19 protein-coding genes and 3 pseudogenes are annotated in these 22,793 nt (G+C 71.5%); 8 read left to right on the plus strand and 14 right to left on the minus strand.

Annotated elements, in window-relative coordinates; translation table 11 throughout:
* The first annotated feature begins 35 nt into the window (after nucleotides 1-35).
* Nucleotides 36-1,322 carry a streptophobe family protein gene (locus ACZ7M7_RS29465; protein WP_472121855.1) on the plus strand — a complete coding sequence of 429 codons (1,287 nt, stop codon included), beginning with the start codon at nucleotides 36-38 and terminating at the stop codon, nucleotides 1,320-1,322.
* Between the two features lie 19 nt (nucleotides 1,323-1,341).
* Here the strand turns inward: ACZ7M7_RS29465 and ACZ7M7_RS29470 are convergent, their stop codons facing one another.
* The 4 genes from ACZ7M7_RS29470 to ACZ7M7_RS29485 all read right to left on the minus strand — a co-directional run bounded on the left by ACZ7M7_RS29470 (nucleotide 1,342) and on the right by ACZ7M7_RS29485 (nucleotide 5,733).
* The gene (locus tag ACZ7M7_RS29470; RefSeq protein WP_472121858.1) at nucleotides 1,342-2,340 is read right to left on the minus strand and encodes a serine/threonine-protein kinase; all 999 of its coding nucleotides are present in this window, start codon (nucleotides 2,338-2,340) and stop codon (nucleotides 1,342-1,344) included.
* On the minus strand, nucleotides 2,330-2,875 hold the full coding sequence (locus ACZ7M7_RS29475; protein WP_472121861.1) for an SH3 domain-containing protein: 546 nt from the start codon (nucleotides 2,873-2,875) through the stop codon (nucleotides 2,330-2,332). The genes ACZ7M7_RS29470 and ACZ7M7_RS29475 overlap by 11 nt, the downstream gene beginning before the upstream one ends.
* 10 nt (nucleotides 2,876-2,885) lie before the next feature.
* The gene (locus tag ACZ7M7_RS29480; protein WP_472121864.1) at nucleotides 2,886-5,231 is read right to left on the minus strand and encodes an FHA domain-containing protein; all 2,346 of its coding nucleotides are present in this window, start codon (nucleotides 5,229-5,231) and stop codon (nucleotides 2,886-2,888) included.
* Nucleotides 5,232-5,322: 91 nt separating this feature from the next.
* Entirely contained in the window at nucleotides 5,323-5,733 is a 411-nt protein-coding gene (locus ACZ7M7_RS29485) for a hypothetical protein (RefSeq protein ID WP_383611361.1), read from the minus strand.
* Nucleotides 5,734-6,089: 356 nt separating this feature from the next.
* Here ACZ7M7_RS29485 and ACZ7M7_RS29490 point away from each other — a divergent pair, with 356 nt between their 5' ends.
* Together ACZ7M7_RS29490 and ACZ7M7_RS29495 are read left to right on the plus strand one after the other, a co-directional pair.
* Nucleotides 6,090-6,473, plus strand: a complete 384-nt coding sequence (locus ACZ7M7_RS29490; RefSeq protein WP_472122482.1) for a nuclear transport factor 2 family protein — start codon at nucleotides 6,090-6,092, stop codon at nucleotides 6,471-6,473.
* A gap of 70 nt (nucleotides 6,474-6,543) precedes the next feature.
* Entirely contained in the window at nucleotides 6,544-6,831 is a 288-nt protein-coding gene (locus ACZ7M7_RS29495) for a DUF1905 domain-containing protein (RefSeq protein ID WP_383625710.1), read from the plus strand.
* Here ACZ7M7_RS29495 and ACZ7M7_RS29500 read toward each other — a convergent pair.
* A pseudogene (locus ACZ7M7_RS29500) lies at nucleotides 6,821-7,745 on the minus strand (AraC family transcriptional regulator). The gene ACZ7M7_RS29495 and the pseudogene ACZ7M7_RS29500 overlap by 11 nt on opposite strands.
* 101 nt (nucleotides 7,746-7,846) lie before the next feature.
* Here ACZ7M7_RS29500 and ACZ7M7_RS29505 point away from each other — a divergent pair.
* Nucleotides 7,847-8,852, plus strand: a pseudogene (locus ACZ7M7_RS29505) (oxidoreductase).
* Here ACZ7M7_RS29505 and mgrA read toward each other — a convergent pair.
* The gene (mgrA, locus tag ACZ7M7_RS29510; protein WP_472121867.1) at nucleotides 8,842-9,837 is read right to left on the minus strand and encodes an L-glyceraldehyde 3-phosphate reductase; all 996 of its coding nucleotides are present in this window, start codon (nucleotides 9,835-9,837) and stop codon (nucleotides 8,842-8,844) included. The pseudogene ACZ7M7_RS29505 and the gene mgrA overlap by 11 nt on opposite strands.
* A gap of 137 nt (nucleotides 9,838-9,974) precedes the next feature.
* On the opposite strand from mgrA, the gene ACZ7M7_RS29515 reads away from it, so the two are divergent.
* Together ACZ7M7_RS29515 and ACZ7M7_RS29520 are read left to right on the plus strand one after the other, a co-directional pair.
* Nucleotides 9,975-10,862: a LysR family transcriptional regulator gene (locus ACZ7M7_RS29515; protein WP_363040617.1), complete on the plus strand. Its 888-nt coding sequence runs from the start codon at nucleotides 9,975-9,977 to the stop codon at nucleotides 10,860-10,862.
* Between the two features lie 25 nt (nucleotides 10,863-10,887).
* The gene (locus ACZ7M7_RS29520) at nucleotides 10,888-11,397 is read left to right on the plus strand and encodes a mycothiol transferase (RefSeq protein WP_472121870.1); all 510 of its coding nucleotides are present in this window, start codon (nucleotides 10,888-10,890) and stop codon (nucleotides 11,395-11,397) included.
* A gap of 25 nt (nucleotides 11,398-11,422) precedes the next feature.
* Here the strand turns inward: ACZ7M7_RS29520 and ACZ7M7_RS29525 are convergent, their stop codons facing one another.
* Both ACZ7M7_RS29525 and ACZ7M7_RS29530 read right to left on the minus strand, forming a co-directional pair.
* The gene (locus ACZ7M7_RS29525) at nucleotides 11,423-12,493 is read right to left on the minus strand and encodes an adenosine deaminase (RefSeq protein ID WP_472121873.1); all 1,071 of its coding nucleotides are present in this window, start codon (nucleotides 12,491-12,493) and stop codon (nucleotides 11,423-11,425) included.
* Between the two features lie 65 nt (nucleotides 12,494-12,558).
* Nucleotides 12,559-12,945: a VOC family protein gene (locus ACZ7M7_RS29530; RefSeq protein WP_472121876.1), complete on the minus strand. Its 387-nt coding sequence runs from the start codon at nucleotides 12,943-12,945 to the stop codon at nucleotides 12,559-12,561.
* A 134-nt stretch (nucleotides 12,946-13,079) separates the two neighbouring features.
* Here ACZ7M7_RS29530 and ACZ7M7_RS29535 point away from each other — a divergent pair.
* Both ACZ7M7_RS29535 and sph read left to right on the plus strand, forming a co-directional pair.
* Nucleotides 13,080-13,539, plus strand: a pseudogene (locus tag ACZ7M7_RS29535) (pyridoxamine 5'-phosphate oxidase family protein).
* Nucleotides 13,540-13,658: 119 nt separating this feature from the next.
* Nucleotides 13,659-14,645 (plus strand): sphingomyelin phosphodiesterase, encoded by a 987-nt coding sequence (gene sph / locus ACZ7M7_RS29540; RefSeq protein ID WP_383611379.1) that lies wholly within the window; start codon nucleotides 13,659-13,661, stop codon nucleotides 14,643-14,645.
* A 22-nt stretch (nucleotides 14,646-14,667) separates the two neighbouring features.
* Here sph and ACZ7M7_RS29545 read toward each other — a convergent pair whose 3' ends face one another.
* The 6 genes from ACZ7M7_RS29545 to ACZ7M7_RS29570 all read right to left on the minus strand — a co-directional run bounded on the left by ACZ7M7_RS29545 (nucleotide 14,668) and on the right by ACZ7M7_RS29570 (nucleotide 22,792).
* Complete coding sequence (locus tag ACZ7M7_RS29545) at nucleotides 14,668-15,573, minus strand: aldo/keto reductase (protein ID WP_470948084.1); 906 nt, start codon at nucleotides 15,571-15,573, stop codon at nucleotides 14,668-14,670.
* A gap of 39 nt (nucleotides 15,574-15,612) precedes the next feature.
* Nucleotides 15,613-16,323, minus strand: coding sequence for a chitinase (locus tag ACZ7M7_RS29550; RefSeq protein ID WP_383611384.1), 711 nt, complete (start codon nucleotides 16,321-16,323; stop codon nucleotides 15,613-15,615).
* A 301-nt stretch (nucleotides 16,324-16,624) separates the two neighbouring features.
* Nucleotides 16,625-19,390, minus strand: a complete 2,766-nt coding sequence (locus ACZ7M7_RS29555) for a fumarate reductase/succinate dehydrogenase flavoprotein subunit (protein WP_472121880.1) — start codon at nucleotides 19,388-19,390, stop codon at nucleotides 16,625-16,627.
* A gap of 371 nt (nucleotides 19,391-19,761) precedes the next feature.
* Nucleotides 19,762-20,583 (minus strand): ABC transporter ATP-binding protein, encoded by an 822-nt coding sequence (locus tag ACZ7M7_RS29560; protein ID WP_472121883.1) that lies wholly within the window; start codon nucleotides 20,581-20,583, stop codon nucleotides 19,762-19,764.
* A complete protein-coding gene (locus ACZ7M7_RS29565) occupies nucleotides 20,580-21,440 on the minus strand; it encodes an ABC transporter permease (protein WP_472121886.1) in 861 nt (286 codons plus the stop codon). Before ACZ7M7_RS29565 ends, ACZ7M7_RS29560 begins: the two co-directional genes overlap by 4 nt.
* Nucleotides 21,437-22,792: an ABC transporter substrate-binding protein gene (locus tag ACZ7M7_RS29570; RefSeq protein WP_472121889.1), complete on the minus strand. Its 1,356-nt coding sequence runs from the start codon at nucleotides 22,790-22,792 to the stop codon at nucleotides 21,437-21,439. The genes ACZ7M7_RS29565 and ACZ7M7_RS29570 overlap by 4 nt, the downstream gene beginning before the upstream one ends.
* Nucleotide 22,793 lies beyond the last annotated feature (1 nt).

The raw sequence follows: 22,793 nt of genomic DNA on the forward strand, positions 1-22,793 counted from the left end.
GGCGGGGCGGTGAGGCGCTGCTTAGCGTGGGCAGGGTGAGCGCGCTGACCCCCTCCCGTCCGGCCGTGGCCGCCCATGGCTGGGTGCATGCCCTCCTCGCGGTACTGGCCGGGCTGGTGGCGATGGGGGTGGTCGCCTCGCTCGGGCTGTGGGCGGCCGGGGCCGCGGACCTCCCGGACAACGCCTTCCCCCGTGTCGTCGCGGCGACCGTCGTCACGGCGGTCGGCGGCACGATCGAGCTCTCGGGGAACGCCGGGGGACTGGCCGAGTCCGACGCCGGTCTGACCGTGATCCCGCTGTCCGTCACGCTCACCGGTGCGCTCGTCCTGGCCGCCGGTTTCCTGCGTCCGCTGCGGCACCGGGCGGTCGCCGGCGCCGGGGAGCTGGCCGGCTGGGCCGCCAGGATCGCCGTACTGTGGCTCGTCGCGCTCCTGGCGCTGTCCCTCGCCGCCAGCCAGACGTTCACCCTCTCCCTGCGGGACCTCGGGGAGGACGCGCTCGGCGACCTCGGCGACCTGTTCGGCATCTCGCCCGAGGTCGGCTTCACCACTCACGTCCCGGCGACCTTGTTCTTCGGCCTGCTGTGGCTGGCGGGCGTGCTGGTGCTGGCCCTGCTGGTCTCGCGCGGGGCTCCGCTTCCGGGCCGGCTGCTGCGCTTCCAGGAGTCGGTACGGCCGGCCGCCTACGCCATGGTGGCGCTGCTGCTCGCCTTTGTGGTGCTGGGTGTCGTCATCGGCCTGGTCGTGGCGGCGACGCGCGGGCACGCGGCCGAGACGTTCGCGGTGATGCTGCTCGGACTGCCGAACGTGGTGTGGCTCGCCCTGACGATCGGGCTCGGCGCGACCTGGAACGGGCGGGTGGACGGGCCGTTCGGGCTGCCCATGCCGCATGTCCTCGACGAGGTGCTGCGCGGCCGGGAGGCGGCCGAGCTCAATCTGGGCACGCTCGCCGAGCACGACGGCAGGGTGTGGTGGCTGGTCGTGGTCGACGCGGTCCTGCTGCTGACGGCCGCCTTCGTGATGGCGAGACGTTCACCGGCCCGGATGCGCGCCTGGCAGCACGCCGTGCACATGGCGGTCGCGCTGGCGCTGACGGTACTGATGATCTGCCTCGTCGGCCGGACGTCCGCCCACTACGGCCTGTCGGTGCTGGGCATCGGTGACCTCGGCGGGGATCTGGGCGGCGAGCTGTTCCTGCGGCCCGAGGTGTGGGGCGCCATCGGCCTGGCACTGCTGTGGGGGCTGGTCAGCGGATTCCTCGGCGGGCTGCTGGCGAAGCGGGTGCGGCACCGGGGCGAGGTGCCGACGCGCGCGCAAGGGTGAGCTGCCGCACCGGCCCCGGTCACCGCCGGAAGACCGGCCCGGCCCAGCGGGGCGGCGGTTTCGGCTCGCCCTTCGCGGACTCCTTCGCCCGCTCCACGACCCTCAGGTCCACCTCCGTCGGCGCGTGCCCCTGTGCCGCACCGCCCGCGACCGCGGCGCGCAGGTCGGCGACGAACGCGAGGCAGGAGCCCTGCCGGTCGTCGGGGCTCTTGGCCAGCGCCCTGGCGAACACGGCGTCCACGGCCGCGGCGAGGTCCGGGCGTGCCTCGGTCAGGGGCGGTGGCTCGTCGTACTGGTGGGCCCACAGCAGGGCCATGTCACTGTCGCGGCGCAGCGGCGGGTGGCCCGCCAGGCACTCGTACACCACGCAGGCGAACCCGTAGACGTCGCAGCGTGCGTCGACCGGCTTGCCCGAGATCTGCTCAGGGGCGACGTAGTCGAGGGTGCCGACGAACTGTCCGACGGTCGTGAAGCCGGTCAGGGACAGCGACTTCTTCGTCAGACCGAAGTCGGTGAGGTACACGTGCTCGGGGTGATCGCTGTCGGTGCCGCGCGCGACGAGGATGTTGCCGGGCTTCACGTCCCGGTGGACCAGGCCGTGATCGTGCGCCGCGTCGAGGGCGGAGGCGACCTGGGCGGCGATGCGCAGGGCCGTCGGGGGCTGCAAGGGGCCCTGGCGGTCGAGGAGATGGCGCAGGTCGCTGCCGGAGACGTAGCGCATGGCGATGTACAGGACGCCGTCCGTCTCGCCCGCCTCGAAGACGGGCACGATGTGCGGATGGTCGATCGCGGCGGCGGCCCGGGACTCGTGGGTGAAGCGGTTCCGGAAGGTGTCGTTGCGGGAGAGTTCGGGGGCGAGGAGCTTCAGGGCGACGGTGCGGTCCAGGCGGAGGTCGCGGGCGCGGTAGACGACGGCCATGCCGCCGCGGCCGATCTCGCGCTCGATGCGGTAGCCCGCGATCTCCCGGCCGATCAGCTCCGAGGGACGGCCGGAGAAGAGGCTCGTGTCACGGACCATCGGGTGTCACGACCTGGGTCGGGGCGTGGCCGGGGTCGGTGGCGGCGCGGGGGCCGTCGTCCGTGGCGTACGTGCTCAGCCGGGTGCCGTCCGCGTACGCCCACCGGCCGTGCTCGGCGTCGTAGAGCCACATCGACTCACCGTCGACGACGACCCCGATGCGCAGCCCCGACGTGCGGACACGGAAGGACTCGCCGTCCAGGCCGCCGGCCGCGAGGTCCTCGACCGCCGACCGGTAGCCGGCCAGCACCCGCTCGACGCGGGTGAGCAGTGGGCGCGGGTCGGCGGCACTCGTGAGCGCGCCGTCGTCGGCGGTGGGCGGGTCCTGCGGTACGGCGACCAGGTGGCGGCCGTCGACCCAGGCCGACCAGCCGTTGGCGCACAGGATGTGCCCCCAGTCGCCCTGCCGCTCGACGAGCTGGACCGGCAGGAACGCGTCGAGGGGCACGGTGGGCCGGGCGGGGTCGGGTGTTTCCCAGGCGGGCATGCCGTGCTGGGGGACGACGTGGGTGGGCCGGAAGCCGGGGGACGCCATGGGCTCTCGCCTACTTCCGCATGACGACGGGTTCGCGGCGGCGCAGCAGCCGGGAGACGACGTAGCCGAAGACCGCGGAGAGCGCGACGAGCATGGACACGTTGAGCAGCCACACGCCGGCCGAGTGCTCGAACAGCGGATCGCCGGTCAGGTCGCCGGGGACGAGCCGGGACAGCTCCAGGGTGCCGGCCATCGCGCCGAACGCCCATCGGGAGGGCACGACCCAGGACAGCTGCTCCAGGCCGGGCACTCCGTCGAGTTTGAGCAGCGCTCCGCAGAACACCACCTGGACGATGGCGAGCAGCACCAGCAGCGGCATCGTCACCTCCTCCTTGCGCACCAGCGCGGAGACGACCAGGCCGAGCATCATCGCGGTGAACGCCAGCAGGGCGACGGCGACGGTGATCTCGACGAGCGGCGGCATCAGCACACCCTCGCCGCCGGGGGCGTTGAGGTCGACGCCGAGCAGGGCCACCAGGGTCAGTACGACCGCCTGGAGCACGGTGATCGTCCCCAGGACCACCACCTTGGACATCAGGTACGCCGATCTGGACAGACCGACCGCGCGCTCGCGCCGGTAGATGACACGCTCCTTGACGAGCTCGCGCACGGCGTTCGCCGCGCCCGTCAGGACGCCGCCGACGCACAGGATGAGCAGCGCGTTCATCGCCGTCTCCTGGGTCAGCCTGCTGCCGGCCAGGGCGCGGGCCATCGCGCCCATCACGAACGGCAGGGCGATCATGATCGCGAGGAAGGTGCGGTCGGCGGCGAGCGCGGTGGCGTAGCGGCGGATCAGTGTGCCGAGCTGGGCGCCGCGGCTGCGCGGCCGCGGCGGCCGGGCGATCACGACCGGGCCGGTGCGGAGCTGGCGGGGCTGCCCGGTGGCGTCGGAGATGTACTGCCGGTGGTAGAGCGAGCCGCGGTAGTCGCCCGCCCAGTCCCGCTCCTGGTCGCGTTCGAACGCCTCGAAGGCCTCCGGCCAGTGCTCGAACCCGAAGAAGAGCAGGGCCTCCTCGGGCGGGCCGTAGTAGGCGATGCGTCCGCCGGGGGCGAGCACGAGGAGCCGGTCGCAGATGTCGAGGCTGAGCACGCTGTGGGTGACGACGATGACGGTGCGGCCGTCGTCGGCCAGGCCGCGCAGCATGTTCATCACCGAGCGGTCCATGCCGGGGTCGAGCCCGGAGGTCGGCTCGTCGAGGAACAGCAGCGACGGCTTGGTCAGCAGTTCCAGGGCGACGCTCACGCGCTTGCGCTGCCCGCCGGAGAGGCTGTGCACGGGCTGCCCGGCGCGCTGCTCCAGGCCCAGTTCGTGGATGACCTCGTCGACCCGGGCCCGGCGCTCGGCCTTCGCGGTGTCCTGGGGGAAGCGCAGCTCGGCGGCGTAGGACAGGGCGCTGCGGACGGTGAGTTGTGCGTGCAGGATGTCGTCCTGCGGGACCAGGCCGATGCGCTGGCGCAGCTCGGCGTAGTCGTGGTAGAGGTCGCGGCCGTCGTAGAGCACGGTGCCGTGGTCGGCGGGGCGCTGGCCGGTGAGGGCGTTGAGAAGCGTGGACTTCCCGGCGCCGCTCGGGCCGACGACGGCGAGCAGGCACTTCTCCCCCACCGGGAAGGAGACATGGTCGAGGAGGGTCTTGCGGCCGTGATCGACGGCGACCGCGAGGTCCTGCACCTCCAGGGAGATCTCGCCGGTGTCGACGTACTCCTGCAGCTGGTCCCCGACCAGGCAGAACGCGGAGTGGCCGATGCCGACGATGTCGCCGGGGCCGATCGGGGCGGTGGTGACCGGACTGCCGTTGAGGTAGGTGCGGTTGTGGCTGCCCAGGTCGGCGATCTCGTAGGTCCCGTCGGGCAGGGCGTGCAGTTCGGCGTGGTGGCGGGAGACGACCAGGTCGTCGATGACCAGGTCGTTGTCGGCGGCGCGGCCGATGCGGACGGCGCGGGTGGGCAGGGGCCGGACGGAGGTGGGCCGGCGGAAGGTACCGGTGAGGCCGGGCATGGAGATCGCCGAGGGGCGCTCCGGGGCGGCGGGCGGGCCCGGGCGGTCCAGCAGCACCGCGCGGGGGCCGTCGGACGGGTTGCCGAAGCGGATGACGGTGCCGGGTCCCACGTCCCATTCGCGGATGCGGTGGCCTTCGGTGTAGGTGCCGTTGGTGCTGTTCTCGTCCGCGAGGGTCCAGTGGTCGGCGCCGGGCCGCAGTACCGCGTGGTGCCAGGAGACACGGGCGTCGTCGATGACGATGTCGCTGAGCGGGTCGCGTCCGACGCGGTAGTCACGGCCGGGGGTCATCACGGTGGAGCCCGACTCGGTCTCCAGGACCAGTACGGGCGCAGTCGGTGCGACCGGCCGCTCCGCCATGCCAGGATTCTATCGATCTGCCCATGTATGTGCTGCCCGCGCTCACGGCGTCCGTCCGCGCTCGGGACGCGTTCCTTCGGCAGCCGGGGGTTCAGCCGACGGGGACGACCAGCGCCGGGACGGTCCGCTGCATCCGCAGGGCGTCGATCGACTCGGCGAGCAGTTCGTACTCGGTGGTCTCGTCACTCACGGCGATCCGCACCAGCCGCCCGGCCGCCAACTCGTCGGCCACCAGCTCCTGTTGATCGTCGTCGCCGCACCATGCGCGCAGCACGGCCGGCACGTCGGGCACATTGTCCGCGACCGGGACGAGCGCACTCGCGGGCAAGTGCGCGGCATCCGGTCGCGGGTCTAATCGCTCGGCCATCCAGGAGGCCCGGTCACGTAACCACCACAGCGCGAGGGCCAGGGTGGGTGCCCGGTAGGTTCCCAGGGGTACACCGATGCGCCGACCGCCGCAGACGCCGTATGCGGTGACATGGCAAAGGAACTCGTCGTGCACGTGACCTCCCCCGTGTTGCCGTGTTCGCCTGTCGGCGGACCTCGCTTTCCCTGCGGCTCGTGAGCGGTGCGTAAGGGAGCCGTCGCCCCATGTGAGGCACCCTCGTAGTTGAGTATGTTCACTACTGAAACACTGTCACCATGACTTTCCGGCCAGTCTCCTGGCATATTCACAGCCGGTGTTGGCCGAAACGCGGCGGGCACACGTCAACCACGTGCGTGACCGGGCATTACCTCGGGAGTAATCGAGCTTTCCGCCGTCGGCGGGCATCGTTGCGGTACCGGGTCACCGCGAGCGGGATCCGGGTTCCCACCAGTGCCGACCTCGTTGGAGGCTGATCGCCCATGTCCGCGTCCGTGCCCGTGACCACCGACCGCTACGAGATCGCCGTCGCCCGCTACTTCGACGCCTGGAACACCCGCGAGCCCGATGCGCTGGCCCGGGCGGTCGCCATCGCGTGGTCCCCGCAGGGCGGCTACACCGACCCGCTCGCGGACGTCCGGGGCCTTGAGGGGATCGTGGCCGTCGTCGCGGCGGCGCACGCACAGTTCCCCGGCTTCGTCTTCCGCCGGACCGGCTCCGTCGACGGCCACCACGACACGGCGCGCTTCTCCTGGGAGCTGGTGAGCGAGGTCGACGGGGCGGCGCCGGTCGCCGGGTCCGACGTGATCACGCTGGACGCCGAGGGACAGATCCAGTCCGTCCTCGGATTTCTGGACCGGGTTCCGGCCGGGGCATGAGATCCGCGATGAGTTTCCCGGCTCGCGGTGGTCTCTTCAGTACGTGACCACCGCGAGCGGAGGAACCATCATGACCACCACCGCCAAGCTGGACGAGGAGTTCACGGCCGTCCTGCGCAAGAGTCCGAGCGAGGGCGGCTGGACCTATCTCGTCTGGCCGAGGAGCGTCGAGTTCTTCGGCACCCGCGGGCTCGTCAAGGTCCGCGGCACGATCGACGGGCAGCCCTTCCGCAGTTCGTTCATGGCCATGGGCGACGGCACGCACAAGCTGCCCGTGAAGGCCGACATCCGCAAGGCCATCGGCAAGGCGGAGGGCGACACCGTGACCGTGCGTCTGGAGGAGCGGATCAGCCCCTAGCGGCCTCCCGATAGCGCCGGGGCGCGACGCCCACCGCCCGCTTGAAGGCGTTGCTGAAGGCGCTCTCGGAGGTGTATCCGACGGAACGGGCGAGCGCCGCGACCGGGACCGTGTCCTGCCTGAGGGCGCGGGCGGCCAGGCTCATGCGCCAGTTCAGCAGATACGTCAGGGGCGGCACCCCGGCCGCCTCCTTGAACCGTACGGCGAAGGTGGTCCGGGACATCGCGGCCGCCCGGGCGAGATCCGCCAGCTGCCAGGGATGGCCCGGATCGCCGTGCATCAGGCGCAGGGCCGGGGCGAGACGTTCGTCGGCCAGGGCGCGCAGCCAGCCCGGCGGCAGCCCCTCCGGCTCGACGAGGCAGACCCGCAGCACCTGCACGAACATCAGCTGGGCCAGTTGGTCGGAGGCGAACTCGACCCCGGCCCGGCGCGTCCTCATCTCCTCGGCCAGCTGCCCGATCAGCCAGCGCAGCGCCGAAGCCTCGGCCACGTCGGACCGTACGTGGATCAGCTCCGGGAGCGCCCGGCGCAGCAGTTCGCCGCTGTCCCGGCTCAGGTCGATGTGCCCGGAGACGCAGGAGACGTCCTCGTCCGGGCCCTCACCGAGCCGGGCGGAAGAGGTGACGGGGTCCACCGTGACGTCGGCGGAGTCAAGTGGTTCCACCCCGAGCGCGCTGCACAGGACGTACGGCCGGCGCCCGTCGGAGACCACCACGTCCCCCTCGGACAGCTTCAGCGGCTCGCCACCGCCCTCGCGGACCAGCAGACAGCTGCCCCCGCACCACGGCGATCACCTTCAGGCTGTCGCGCCCGCGCAGCCGGATCGCCCAGGTCCCGCCGGCGGTGAAGCCACCGGAGAACACGCTGCGGGCATCGGCGACGGCGAGGGCCTCGGACAGCGGGTCTGCGGTCATGCTCGAACTCTCACGCAAGTAATACGGATTCTCAAGCATTCATCGTACGGAGACGCGAACCTACGGTGGCCTGGTCGGCTCACGTTGAGGAGATACGCACCATGACCACCGCACAGCACCCCCTGCCCTCCGGCTTCGGCGCCGCGTCCACGGCCGAGGAGGTGATCAAGGGGGTCGACCTGACCGGCAGGGTCGCAATCGTCACCGGCGGCTACTCCGGCATCGGGCTGGAGACGGCCCGGGTGCTGCGCTCCGCCGGCGCCGAGGTCGTCGTACCGGCGCGGGACCTGGAGCGGGCACGGGCCGCGCTGCAGGACGTGCCCGGCGCCGAGGCCGAGTACCTGGACCTGCTGGACCCGGCGTCGATCGACGCCTTCGCGGAGAAGTTCCTGGCCTCCGGGCGTCCGCTGCACATCCTGGTCAACAGCGCCGGGATCATGGCGACCCCGCCGACCCGGGACGCACGCGGGTACGAGGCGCAGTTCGCCACCAACCACCTGGGCCACTTCCAGCTGGTCGCCCGCCTGTGGCCCGCCCTGGTCGCGGCCGACGGGGCGCGGGTCGTGGCCGTGTCCTCGCGGGGCATCCGCTCGGCAACGTCGACTTCGACGACCTGCACTTCGAGCACCGCCCCTACGAGCCGTTCGCCGCCTACGGCCAGTCCAAGACGGCGAAGCCTACCAGTCCAAGACGGCGAACGCGCTCTTCGAAGTGGAACTCGACCGGCGCGGGCGGGCCCAGGAGGTGCGGGCCTTCGCCGTGCACCCGGGCACGATCATCGAGACCGGCCTCGCCAAGCACGTCTCCGCGGACGTGGTCCGGGCGGCCGGTGTCCTCGACGAGCACGGGCGGCCCGTACGGGACCCGTCCCGCCAGCTGAAGACGGTCGAGCAGGGAGCCGCCACCAGCGTCTGGTGCGCCACCAGCCCGCAGCTGACCGCAGTGGGCGGGGTCTACTGCGAGAACTGCGACGTCAGCCCCCTGGTGGCCGAGGCCGACGAGGCCGAGTGGCGCGCCGGAGCGGAGACGCCGGGCGTGCTGTCGTACGCCGTGGACCCAGAGGCGGCGGCCCGCCTCTGGGAGGTCAGCGAACGCCTTACGGCTTGAGGATCGCCTCGATGCGGGCCAGCTCGTCGGCGTCGAAGTCCAGGTTTCGGGTGGCCGCGACGCTGTCCTCGATCTGCTGCGCGCTGCTCGCACCGACGAGCGCCGAGGTCACCCGGCCGCCGCGCAGCACCCAGGCCAGGGCCAGCTGCGCCAGGGTCTGGCTGCGGGACTTGGCGATCTCGTCGAGGGCCCGGAGCTTGCCCAGCAGCTCGTCGGTGATCGAGTCGGCGTTCAGGAACGGGCTGCCGCTCGCGGCCCGCGAGTCCTTCGGAATGCCGTCGAGGTAGCGGGAGGTCAGCTGGCCCTGCGCCAGCGGGGAGAAGACGATCGAGCCGACCTGGAGCTCGTCGAGGGCGTCGAGGAGTCCCTCCTCCTCGGGGCGGCGGTTCAGCATCGAGTAGGCCGGCTGGTGGATGAGCAGCGGCGTGCCCAGCTCGCCCAGGATGCGGGCGGCCTCGCGGGTCTGCTCCGCCGAGTAGTTGGAGACGCCGACGTACAGCGCCTTGCCCTGCTGCACCGCCGAGTGCAGGGCGCCCATCGTCTCCTCCAGGGGAGTGTCCGGGTCGGGGCGGTGCGAGTAGAAGATGTCGACGTAGTCCAGGCCCATCCGCTTCAGGCTCTGGTCGAGCGAGGACAGCATGTACTTGCGCGAGCCCCACTCGCCGTACGGGCCGGGCCACATCAGATAGCCGGCCTTGGTGGAGATGATCAGCTCGTCCCGGTACGGCGCGAAGTCCGCCTTCAGCGCCTCACCGAACGCAGACTCGGCGGCGCCGGGCGGCGGGCCGTAGTTGTTGGCCAGGTCGAAGTGGGTGACGCCGAGGTCGAAGGCGCGGCGCAGGATGGCCCGCTGGTGCTCGACCGAGCGGTCCGCCGGGCCGAAGTTGTGCCACAGGCCGAGGGACAGCGCGGGAAGCTTGAGTCCGCTGCGGCCGGTGCGCCGGTAGGGCATCTCCGCGTAGCGGTCGGTGTGTGCGGTGTACAACGCGACTCCAGAGGGGTTGGCACAGGGAGGACGGCTCCGAGGAACCGGTGTTCCAGTCGCCGTCCACTCTGTCGTGACCTGCTGGCAGTGGTCCAACAGGTAAATCAGATGGGATTCAGCGGCTACGCTGCTCAATCATGGAACTGCGCCATCTCCAGCACTTCGTGGCGGTCGCCGAGGACCAGCACTTCACCCGGGCGGCCGAGCGCCTCCTGGTGTCCCAATCGGGCCTGTCGGCCTCGATCCGGGCCCTGGAACGGGAGTTGCAGACCCCGCTGTTCGTGCGGACGACCCGCCGGGTCACGCTCACCCCTGCCGGCCGGGCACTGCTGTGCGAGGCGGAACGGATCCTGGCGCAGGTGCGGGCCGCCCATGAGGCGGTGGCGGCGGTGCAGGGCGTGCTGCGCGGGATGCTGGCGCTCGGGTCCGAGCAGTGCATCGCCGGGGTGCATGTGGCGGGACTGCTGGCCGCCTTCCGCCGGGCACATCCGGACGTGGAGATCTGTCTGCGTCAGGCGGGCTCGGGCGCGCTCGCGGAGGAGGTCGCGGCCGGACGCCTCGATCTGGCCTTCGCCGTACGGACCGCGCAGGAGGACACCGACCAGCTGCGGGTCGTGCCGCTGACCGGCGAGCCGATGACCGTCCTGTGCCATCCGAGCCACCGGCTCGCCACCGCCGGCGCCGCCGTCACTCCGGAGGAGCTGGGCGGCGAGGTCTTCGTCGACTTCCACCCGGACTGGGGGCCGCGCCGCACCACCGACGCCGTCTTCGCCGCCGCGGGCGTACGCCGGACCGTCGCCCTGGAGGTCAACGATGTGCACAGCCTCCTGGACCTGGTGGACGAGGACCTCGGCATCGCCGTCGTACCGCGCCACTTCCGGGACAAGCGGCGCTCACTGACGGCCCTGCCGGTGAAGGGCACCGGCGAGACCGTCTACGAGACGGTCGCCCTGCTGCCGCCCGCGCAGGCCACCAGCCCGGCGGCCCGGGCTCTCATGGCGCTGCTGGAAACGGAGGGCGCATGACGGACGGGTACGCGATGGTGGAGCCATGCATGCGAAGGACATCCTCATCGACGGGTACAACCGCATCCAGGAAGAAGTCCACGCCGCCGTCGAGGGCCTCGACCCCGACGACCTGCACGCCCGCCCCTCCCCCGACGCCAACTCCGTCGCCTGGCTGATCTGGCATCTCACCCGGGTCCAGGACGACCACATCGCCGACGCCTTCGGCCTCGACCAGGTGTGGCTGACGCAGGACTTCCAGAAGACCTTCGGGCTCGACCTGCCGCGCCACGACACCGGCTACGGCCACACCTCGGCGAAGGTCGCCAAGGTACGGGTCGACTCGGGTGACCTGCTGACCGGCTACTACGACGCCGTGCACGCCCAGAGTCTGGGGGCGCTGCGGGAGGTGGCCGCCAAGGATCTGGAGCGCATCGTGGACGAGCGCTGGGATCCACCGGTCAGCCTGGGCACACGGCTGGTCAGCGTCCTGTCCGACGATCTCCAGCACGTGGGACAGGCCGCCTACGTCCGCGGGCTGGTCGTGGGCTCCTAGCCCGCGGACCGGTCCGGACCGATGCTCAGAGCGCGGACGCGTAACCGGGCAGGACGACGTCCTCGATGAGGGCCTTGCGCTCGTCGAACGGGATGAACGCGCTCTTCAGGGCGTTCACCGTGACCGTGCGCAGATCCTCGACCGTCCACCCGGTCTGCTCGACCAGCAGGGACATCTCGCGCGTCATCGTCGTACCGGACACCAGACGGTTGTCGGTGTTGAGGGTGACACGGAAGCCGAGGTCCTTCAGCGCGGTGATCGGGTGCTCGGCTATGGACGTGGCGGCGCCGGTCTGGAGGTTGGAGGTCGGGCACATCTCCAGCGCGATACGGCGGTCGCGCACCCAGCCGGCGAGGCGGCCGAGCTTGCCGTCCACGATGTCGTCGGTGATCCGCACGCCGTGCCCGATGCGCTGGGCGCCGCACACCTGGAGGGCCTGGTGGATGCTGGACAGGCCGTCGGCCTCACCGGCGTGGATGGTGAAGGGCACGCTCTCGCGGCGCAGGTGCTCGAAGGCGTCGACGTGGTCGGCGGCGGGGAAGCCGGCCTCGGCACCGGCGATGTCGAAGCCGACGACACCGGCGTCCCGGAAGGCGACGGCCAGGTCGGCCGCCTCGCGCACCCGGTCGAACATCCGCATCCCGCACAGGAGAGTGCCGACGCGCACCGGAGTGCCGGCGGCCGCGGCCTTGGCCATGCCCGCCGCGAGGCCCTCCTGCACGGTCTCGACGACCTCTGCGAGGGCCAGCCCGCCGTTGGTGTTCAGCTCGGGGGCGTAGCGCACCTCGCCGTAGACGACGCCGTCCGCGGCCAGGTCGAGGACGTACTCCTCGGCGGTGCGCAGCAGCCCCTCGCGGCTCTGCATCACGGCGAGGGTGTGCTCGAAGGTGGCGATGTAGCGGACCAGGTCGCCGGAGTTCGCGGCCTCGAAGTACCAGGCGGCGAGCTCGTCCGGGTCGGTGGTGGGCAGGGTGTGGCCGACCGCCTCCGCGAGCTCCACCACGGTGGCGGGGCGCAGGCCGCCGTCGAGGTGGTCGTGCAGTACGGCCTTGGGGAGGCGACGGATCACGTCGGCGTCTACGCGCGTAGCAGTCATGGCGGAGTCTTTCCTTGAGCGGGGCGGTTCGAAGCGGCGGGCGGCGGGTCGGCCCGGGAGGTGGATCAGCCGGCGGGCTGGAGCAGGTCCCAGCGGTTGCCGTACAGGTCCTGGAAGACGGCGACCGAGCCGTAGGACTCGTGCCGGGGCTCCTCCAGGAAGGTCACGCCCGCGGCGAGCATGCGGGCGTGGTCGCGGGCGAAGTCGTCGGTGTGCAGGAAGAACCCGACGCGCCCGCCGGTCTGGTCGCCGACCCGGGCCCGCTGCTCGCCACCCTTGGCGCGGGCCAGCAGCAGGGCGGTGCCCTCCTCGCCCGCCGCCACGACGACCCAGCGGGAGCCGTCCGGGCGCGGGGCGTCCTCGACCAGTCGGAAGCCGAGGGCTTCGGTGTAGAAGCGGATCGCCTCGTCGTAGTCGTCGACGACGAGGGTGACCAGGGCGATGTGTCTCATCGGGACCTTCCTGGAGGTGCGATTGACGGGAGAGGTTATACGTAAAACGTCCAGGGCGCCAGTCCCGACCGGGACCGCAGTCCTAGGCCCGGCGCCCGAGGTGCGGCAGGCGGTCGGCGACTAGCGTTCCGGGAATGACGATCATGGATGGGGCGCGCAGCCCCGAGCGCCGCAAGCAGGACGTCCTGGACCGGCTGGGACGGGAGACGGACATCTGGGTGGCCTCGGCGGACAGCGACGGGGGGGCCGTGTCTGGTCGCGCTGTGGTTCGTCTGGGACGGTGAGGCGCTGTGGATGGCCACCCGCCCCGGCAACCCCACAGGGCGCAACCTCCGCATCGGCCGTCGGACCCGGCTGGCCTTCGGGGACACCCGGGACGTCGTTCTCATCGACGGCGACGTGGAGGTCCACGACGCCGACGAGGTGCCGGCCGCGGCTGCCGAGGCGTTTCACGCGAAGACAGGCTGGGATCCACGCAACGACTCCGCGACGTACGCCTACTACCGGGTGCGGCCGCGTGCGGTGCAGGCGTGGCACGAGGAGCGTGAACTGCCGCAACGGCATCTCATGCGAAACGGAACGTGGCTTGTCTGAACAAGTTTCACGCGTACGTCCCCACGCCATCCATTTCCCGCACAGGTGTTACCTGGTAGTAACTCCTGATGATTTGATGTGCGGCGCCACACAACCCCCTTCAACCACAGGGAGATCCAGTGACGCTCTCCGCACACCGCCGCGCACAGGGCTCGATCGTGCTCGCGCTCTCGCTCGCCGGTGCCGGTCTTGCCTGCTCGGCGCCCACCGCGTCGGCCGCCGAGCAGGCGCCGCCGCTCAAGGTGCTGTCGTACAACGTCTTCCTCTTCAGCAAGAGCCTGTACCCGAACTGGGGCCAGGACCACCGGGCCGCCGAGATCGCCAAGGCGCCGTTCGTGCAGGGCAACGACGTGGTCGTGTTCCAGGAGATGTTCGACAACTCCTCCTCGGACGCGCTGAAGAGCTCCCTCGCCGACCGCTACCCGCACCAGACGCCGGTGGTCGGGCGCAGCAAGAGCGGCTGGGACGCGACCGGTGGCTCCTACTCGGCCACCACGCCCGAGGACGGCGGGGTCGCGATCCTGAGCAAGTGGCCGGTGCTGCGCAAGGAGCAGTACGTGTTCAAGGACGCGTGCGGGGCGGACTGGTGGTCCAACAAGGGCTTCGCGTACGTGGTGCTGAACGTGAACGGCACCAAGGTGCACGTCGTGGGCACACACGCGCAGTCGACCGACCCGGGCTGCGACGCCGGTGAGGCCGCCGCGATGCGCAGCCGGCAGTTCAAGGCGATCGACGCGTTCCTGGACGCGAAGAACATCCCCGCGAGCGAGCAGGTCCTGGTCGCCGGTGACATGAACGTCGACTCGCACACGTCCGAGTACGGCTCGATGCTCGCCGACGGCGGGCTGGTCGGGGCGGACGCGCGGACCGGGCACGCGTACTCCTTCGACACTGCCGACAACTCCATAGCCCGCGACCGCTACCCCGACGACCCGCGCGAGGACCTGGACTACGTCCTGCACCGCGCGGGTCACGCCCGTCCCACCGTCTGGAAGAACGACGTCGTCAAGGAGCAGAGCGCGCCCTGGACGGTGTCGAGCTGGGGCACCGACTACACGTACACGAACCTCTCCGACCACTATCCGGTGACCGGGTTCGCCGGCTGAGCCATGCCGCGGTGGCTGCGGCTCAACCGGTCTGCTGTCGCGCCGTGTTGAGCCGGGCCAGCTCGTCGCCGGTGAGGCGGACAGCTCCCGCGGCCACGTTCTCGGCGAGGTGGTCGGGGTTGCCGGTGCCGGGGATGGCGAGCACGTGCGGGCCCTGGTGCAGGGTCCAGGCGATGCGCACCTGGGCGGGGCTCACGCCGTGCGCCTGCGCGACGGCGAGCACCTCGTCGTCGTGGGCGCCGGTCGCGCCCCGCTCCCCGGTGTCGCCCGCGACGGCGTAGAACGGCACGAAGGCGATGCCCTGCTCGCCGCACAGGCGCAGGAGTTCGTCGGCCTCGGGGTCGGGCCGGTCGAGCGCGTACCTGTTCTGCACACTGACCACGGGGGCGATGGCCTGCGCCTCGGCGAGGTGCCGTGGCTCCACGGCGGAGATGCCGAGGTGCCTGATCAGGCCCGCCTCACGCAGTTCGGCCAGGGCACCGAAGTGCTCGGCGATGGAGTCCTGCCGCATGCGGCGCAGGTAGACGACGTCCAGGTGGTCGCGGCCGAGCTGGCGCAGGTTCTCCTCGACGTGGCCGCGCAGCTGGTCGGGGCGGGCCGAGGTGCCCCATTCCCCGGTGTAGTCGCGGAACGGGCCGACCTTCGTCGCGATGACCAGGTCGTCGGCGTACGGTGCCAGCGCGGTGTTGATGAGTTCGTTGGCCGCGCGCAGGGCGGAGAAGTAGAAGGCGGCCGTGTCGATGTGGTCGACGCCCAGCTCAACCGCCTTGCGCAGCACGGCGATCGAGCGTCCCCGATCGCTGGGCGTTCCGTTGTGGAAGGCGGCGCTGCCCGTCAGCCGCATCGCGCCGAAGCCGACGCGGCTCACGGACAGGTCGCCGAGTTTCCAGGTGCCCGCGGCGCGCGCGGTGATCATCTCTGAGGTCATCGGCGGAGTCTCGCACACGCCTCGGGCACAGGGAGGGCGTCAGCAGTAGAGGTTGCCGCCCGGCGAGACGCCGAGGATCTGCGTGAACCGGTTGTAGGCGTCGACGCGGCTCTGGACCTGCGCCGGGTTCTTGCCGTCGCACTCCAGGGAGCCGTTGATGGAGCGGATGGTCTGGCCGAAGCCGGCCTGGTTCACCATGGCGTTGTGGGGGGTCATGGTGCCGGGGCCGGACTGGGTGTTCCAGTACCAAAGGCCGGTCTTCCAGGCGACGGCCGACTCGTTCTGCACCCGCCAGGGGTTGTTCAGCAGATCGATGCCGAGCGCGTCACCCGCGGCCTTGTAATTGAAGTTCCACGACAGCTGGATCGGACCGCGCCCGTAGTATGCGTCCTGGCCCGCGGGACAGCCGTACGGCTGGCTCCGGTCGCAGTAGTGGGGATAGTTGGCGGTGTTCTGCTCGACGATGTGGACCAGGCCGCCGGTCTCGTGGTTGACGTTCGCGAGAAAGGCGGCCGCCTCCTGCTTCTTCACCGTGTCGCTGCCGGTGTTGGCGAAGCCCGGGTAGGCGCTGAGGGCGGCGGTCAGGCCGCTGTACGTGTAGAACGAATTCCGGTTCGGGAACATCTGGTTGAACTGCGACTCGCTCACGACGAACCCGGCGGCGGACGCGCTCGGGGCCGGCTGAAGCAGCAGAGCGGCGCTGCCCAGGGCGAGCGAGGACAGCAGTGCGGCTATGCGGCGCCTCGACACAGGATCAACTCCTTTGCGGAGCACGGCCGCACCCGGACAAGGGCAGGACGAAACAGAGCCTTGAGCGCACGCGCCGACCGGGTCGGCCACGGCGTGGGGGCGGCCGTGGTGGGGGGTTTGGAGACACACTCAACCGCGTTGGTATGTACCAGTCAAGGGTGTAGACCAAATAAGGTGTAGACCAATCAACCCGGCCCGGGGGCCAAGGGAGTCGAGACCGATGTGACGCGCCGGTCCGGCGTACGAGCCGCTCCCGGCCGCATGACGCAGGTCAGCTCGGCGTACCGGCAGCGGCGCCGGATCACCGCACCGCCCGGCCCGCGTACGCGCGGACGTCGGCGTCGGGGTCGTTCACCGCGGTGGCCAGTGCCGCACGGGCGTCGTCGTGTGCGGCATGCCGCAGCAGGCTGAGTACGGCGGCCTTGCGCACGTCGGCGTCGGTGTCGCGCAGCAGTTGGGCGAGGGCGGGGACACCGTCTTGCGGTGCCGTCCCGCCGAGGGCCTTCGCGGCGCCCGCGCGGACCTGCCACGCCGGGTCGGTGAGCGCCGCCGTCACGGTGTCGAGGAGTCCGTGCGGGACGCCCAGGACGCCCAGCGCTTCCAGGGCCGCGGCACGGACCAGGACGTCGGGGTCGCGGATCAGGGCGTGCAGGGCGGACGGCGTACCTTGCTGCGCCCGCGCGATGGGCGTGGCCAGGGCGGCGAACCCGCGCGCCACGGCGACCCGTACCTCACGTGCGGCGTCGCCGGCCGCCTCCGACAGGGCATCGACCGCGTCCACCGAGACCAGGGCGCGTACGGCGGCCAGGCGTACCTCGGTGTCCGGGTCGGCCAGGTGCGGGGCGAACAGTGCCGCGTCGCCCAGGCGCAGGGCGCGCAGCACGTCCAGGGCCGCGGTGCGGGCCGTCGGATCAGCTGCCGTCAGTGCGGAGACCAACGGTGCCCGCAACTCCGGTTCCGCCGTGAGGACTTCTGCCAGCTCGCGCAGCGACGACGCGGCCGCGGCGCGCACCTGTCCGTCGCTGTCGGTCAGGGCTGAGCCCAGCGCGGGGCCCGTTCCGGGTGGGGCCGTCTCGGTCAGCGCCTTCACGGCCGCGAGGCGTACGGCGGCATCCGGGTCCTTCAAGTAGGGCTCCAGTGCGGGGAGATCGGGTTCCTCCTCCGAGAGCGCGACCAGTTCGAGGATCCGTTCGCGGTTGGACTCCGAGGCCCCGTGCGGCTCGCCGTCGGACGGTGCGACGTCGCCCGGTTCCCCGGTGGTCACTGCCGGCGGTACCTCCCGGCGTCCCGCCGTGGCCGTCGGAAGCGGGTCCACCGCGCCCAGGTGGCGGGAGGGGCCGCCGGTGGGGGTGAACTCGTCGACGGGCACGAGATAGGGGGCGACGGGACGCGCTGTGAACTCCATGGCTCCCGAAGAACCCTTGCACAGGTCGAGGTGGTGCAGCCACTCCGTGTCGTCCCGCTGAGGGTGGTCGAGGCGCTCGTGGTAGAGGCCCCAGCGGGACTCGGTACGGGCGAGGGACGACCGGGCCGCCATCTCCGCGCAGTCGCGGATGAACGAGACCTCCGCGCAGCGCATCAGCTCGTGCGGTGTCCTGGCCCCCATTTCGGCGATCTCGTCCCGCATCCGCTCGAAGTGCTCCAGCGCCAGGGAGAGCCGGGCACCGCTCTTGGGCGGAGCGACGTAGTCGTTGACGAAGCGACGCAGCTTGTACTCGACCTGGGGCTGAGCAGGACCGTCGGGGTTGCGCAGCGGCCGGTAGATCAAATCGTGGGCCTCGGCGAGCTGGTCCTGCGGCAGTTCACCCTGCCACGCCTTGTACTGGGCCGCGTCCTCGCCCGCCAGGTCGCCGAAGACGAACGCCCCGATCATGTAGTTGTGCGGGACGCAGGCCAGGTCGCCCGCCGCGTACAGGCCGGGGACGGTGGTGCGGGCGTGGTCGTCCACCCGTACGCCCGAGGCGGAGTGCCCGCCGCACAGGCCGATCTCGGAGATGTGCATCTCCACGTCATGGGTGCGGTAGTCGTGGCCGCGCCCGGAGTGGAAGGTGCCGCGGGTGGGACGCTCGGTGGAGTGCAGGATGAACTCCAGGGCCGAGATCGACTCCTCGGGCAGATGGCTGAGCTTGAGGTAGACCGGGCCGCGGTCGGAGGCGACCTCGGCGGCGAACTCGGCCATCATCTGCCCGGACCAGTAGTCGGAGTCGACGAACCGCTGCCCGTGCCGGTTGACCTGGTAGCCACCGAACGGGTTGGCGACATAGGCGCAGGCCGGGCCGTTGTAGTCCTTGATGAGCGGGTTGATCTGGAAGCACTCGATACCCGTGAGCTCCGCGCCCGCGTGGTACGCCATCGCGTAGCCGTCCCCCGCGTTGGTGGGGTTCTCGTACGTGCCGTACAGATAGCCGCTCGCGGGCAGCCCCAGCCGGCCGCAGGCCCCGGTCGCGAGGATCACGGCGCCCGCCCGCACGACCACGAAGGCACCCGTGCGGGTGTTGAAGGCGGCGGCGCCGACCGCCTTGCCGTCCGCGGTCAGGACCCGCACCGGCATCAGCCGGTTCTCGATACGGACCTTCTCGCGCACCTCCCGCCTGCGCAGCTGCCGGTAGAGCACCTTCTTGACGTCCTTGCCCTCGGGCATGGGCAGCACGTACGAGCCCGAACGGTGCACCTGGCGCACCGCGTACTCGCCATGCTCGTCCTTCTCGAACTTCACCCCGTACGACTCCAGACGCTGCACCATCTCGAAGCCCCGGGTGGCCGTCTGACGGACCGTCGACTGGTCGACGATGCCGTCGTTGGCGCGGGTGATCTCGGCGACGTAGTCGTCGGGTTCGGCTCGGCCGGGGATGACGGCGTTGTTGACGCCGTCCATGCCCATGGCCAGCGCTCCGGAGTGCCGGACGTGGGCCTTCTCCAGCAGCAGCACGGACGCACCGCGCCCGGCGGCGGTGAGCGCGGCCATGGTGCCGGCGGTGCCGCCGCCGATCACCAGAACGTCGCAGCTCAGCTCCTCCGCCGAGCCGAGGGCGGGGATCTCCGTCAGGTTCGCGGTCGCGGTGGTCATGGCAGGGGTGCCTTTCAGAACGTACGGGGGCAGCCGAGGGTCGCGCGGGAGGGGGTGGGCGCTTGGGACGTGGGACGGGCCTACCCGAAGGCGGGGGGCGCGGGCGCTTCGGACGGGCGGGGGCCGAGGGTTGCTCGGGGGGTGCAGAGGCCGAGGGTCGCTCGGGAGGTGCGGGGCGAAGGTTGTCCGGGACGTACAGGGGCGAGGGTTGCCCCGAGGGCGCACGGCCGAGGATCACTCGGAACCGGCAGGAGCGAGGACTGCCCGGGAAGCGCAGGGGTTGAGGGCTGCTCGGAACCTGCCTGAGCCGAGAGGGCTCGGGAGTGCGGGAGCCGAGGAAGCTCGGACGTTCCGTGGCGGCCGGGGCCCGTTCAGGACGAGCGAGAGCCGAGGGACTCGAGGATGTCGTGGCGCAGTCCCACCGTCGCGGGATCGTCGCGGGCGCCGCGGTCGCGGGGGCGCGGTACCGTCCGGACATCGGTGAGGCCGCCCGCGCCGAGCAGGGCGACACGGTCGCCGAGGAACAGTGCCTCGTCCACGTCGTGGGTGACGAAGACGACGGTGGCTCCGGTCCCGCGCAACACCTCCACCAGCAACTGCTGCATGCCCGCCCGGGTCTGGGCGTCCAGGGCACCGAAGGGCTCGTCCATGAGCACGGCCCGCGGCTGCCCGGCAAGCGCGCGGGCCAGTTGCACCCGCTGGCGCTGCCCTCCGGAGAGCCGGTGCGGCAACTGCCGCTTCCGGTCTGGCAGGCCGACCCGCTCCAGCCACTCCTCCGCCCTGGTCCTGCGCTCGGCGCGGCCCAGCCCTCTGATGGCCAGCGGCAGTTCGACGTTGGCGCGGGCCGTGCGCCACGGCAGCAGCGCCTCCTCCTGGAAGACGAGCGCCCGGTCCGCGCCGGGGCCCGTGACGGGCCGCCCGTCCTGGGCGACCTGTCCGGCCAGCACGGGCAACAGCCCGGCCAGTGTCCGCAGCAAGGTCGACTTCCCGCACCCGGACGGGCCGACGACCGTCAGGATCTCGCCGGAGGCGGCTTCGAGATCGACCCCGTGCAGAACGACTGCACCGGATCGTCCCAGGTCCGTCCCGGTGAGGCTGAGCCGTGCCCCGGAGGCGGGCTGTTCGGCCCGAGAGGTGGTCGCGGGCGTATGGACGACGGGGGCGGTGGCGGCGGTGTCCGATTTCGTGCTCATGACGTGGCACTCCCTTCGCGTCGCGGCAGCCAGTGCGTCAGTCGGCGTCCCAGGAGCTCCACCACGGTGGAGGTCAGCCAGCCGAGCACGCCGATACTGACGATGCCGGTGAACACGCCCGGGTAGTCGAGGACGGTGTAGTCCTGCCAGGTGCGGTAGCCGATCCCGTACTCGCCGGAGATCATCTCCGCGGAGATGACGCAGATCCACGAGACGCCGATCCCGACCGACAGCCCGCCGAAGATCCCCGGCAGCGCGCCGGGCAGCACCACGGAGGCGAGCACCCGCCACCGTCCGCCGCCCATGGTGAGCACCGCCTCCTCCCACACCGGAGCCAGCGCGCGCACCGCGTGCCGGGTGGCGACCAGGACCGGGAAGAAGGCGGCGGTGCAGGTGATGAAGACGATGCCCTGCTCGTTGCTGGGGAAGAGCAGGATCGCCACGGGCACCAGCGCGATCGCCGGGACGGGCCGCAGCACCTCCAGGACCGGTCCGATCAGGTCGGCGGCCCAGCGGGAGCGGCCGACCGCCACGCCCGCCGCGACGCCGAGCACCGCCGCGAGCAGGAACCCGGTGACGATCCTGCGCAGGCTGTCGCTCACGTCCTGCCAGTACGCGCCGTCGGCGAGGCGCTCGCCGAACTCCCGGGCCACGTCGGTGACGGACGGGAACTGGTCGAAACGCAGCCACAGTTGGACGTCCAGCGTGGTGAGCAGCTGCCACACCGCGAGCGCCGCAAGCAGTGACAGCACGCGCACGACCGGTCGGAAGCGGGCCGTGCGCCGAGCGGGGGCCGGCCGCGTGGACTCCTTGCTCGCTTTCCTCGGGTTCGTCGGAGGGGCGGTCACCGCGGTCATGACGCCTGCTCCAGTGCGGTGGCGTAGGAGACGGTACGGGCGCCGGGGTGGGCCTGGGTGTACGCGCGGGCGGCGGAGGGCGTGACGAACGGCTGCAGCTCCTTGCCGTCCTGGACCCAGACCGCCTTGTCGGCGTACCAGCGGGTGCCGTTGGCGGCGTCCGGTACGTACGCGGCGCGCACGTCGCCCTTGTGCCCGGCGACGAACTTCAGCAGTGCGGCGGGCGAGTCGAAGGGCCGGGTGCTGTCCTCGCCCTTGAGCCACACCTCACTGCGCGAGGGCTCGGAGGTGACGGCGAGCCGCTCGGCGTACTCCTTGCCGTACACGCGCTTGATCGGGCCGTCGTCCACGAAGGCGTCCACGTCCACGTCGCCCACGAGTTTCGCCGAGCGCAGCACCGACACGTCCTTCTTCAGCGCGGAGACGAGCTGCGGCTTGACGGTCGGGTCGAAGGTGGCGATGCCGCCGCTGCCGTTGTAGAGGTAGACGACCTCCGGGGGCAGGTCGGTGGCCTCGGCGACCTTCTCGGCGGCCTGGACGGGGTGTTCGTTCAGGTAGCGCGTCGCCTCGATCTGCGCGGCGAGGAAGGCGTCGAGCACCTTCGGCCGCTGCTCGGCGAAGTCCTCACGGACCGTCACCCCGTGGAAGGTGGGCAGGTTCAGCTCCGCACCGTCGTACAGTGCCTTCGCCTTGCCCTGGAAAGCGAGCAGCCCGGGCCACGCCACGAACTGCGACAGGGCGTCGGCGCTGCCCGCCTGAAGTGCCGAAGCGCCCACGGACGGCTGCTGGTTGAGCTTGCGGATGTCCTTCTCCGGGTCGAGTCCGGCGCGCTGCAGCGCCCGTACGAGGGTCCCGTCGGCCGCCGAACCGATGCTGGTGGACACGGTCTTGCCCCGCAGGTCCTTGAGCGAGGCGAGCTTCGCGTCCGGCGCCGTGACCACGGTGTTGAGGGCGCCGCGCAGGTTGTAGCCGGTGACCGAGACGAGCCGGGTGGGGCGGTTCAGCTGTTTGCCGCGGGCGGCGTTGATCAGCAGCGGGAAGTCACCCATGGACCCGATGTCGATCTTCCCGGCGGTCATCTGCGCCGTGATGGGCGCGCCCGTGGCGTAGTCCTGCCACTGGACCTTGTAGGAGACACCGTCCCGTTTGCCCTGGGCGGCGAGTTCGCGTTCGAAGTAGCCGAGGGAGCGCAGCAGGGTGCCGGCGGTGACGGTGTTGATGGTCTTGGACTGGTAGCCGACGGTGACGGTGACGTGCTTGTCGTCGCCGGCCGCCGCATTGCCGCCGCAGCCCGTGACGAGGGTGCTGACGAGGGCTGCCGCGAGCAGGGCTGCGGGAGTCGTGCGCTTCATG

It is taken from the genome of Streptomyces sp. NPDC111606, assembly GCF_055656945.1.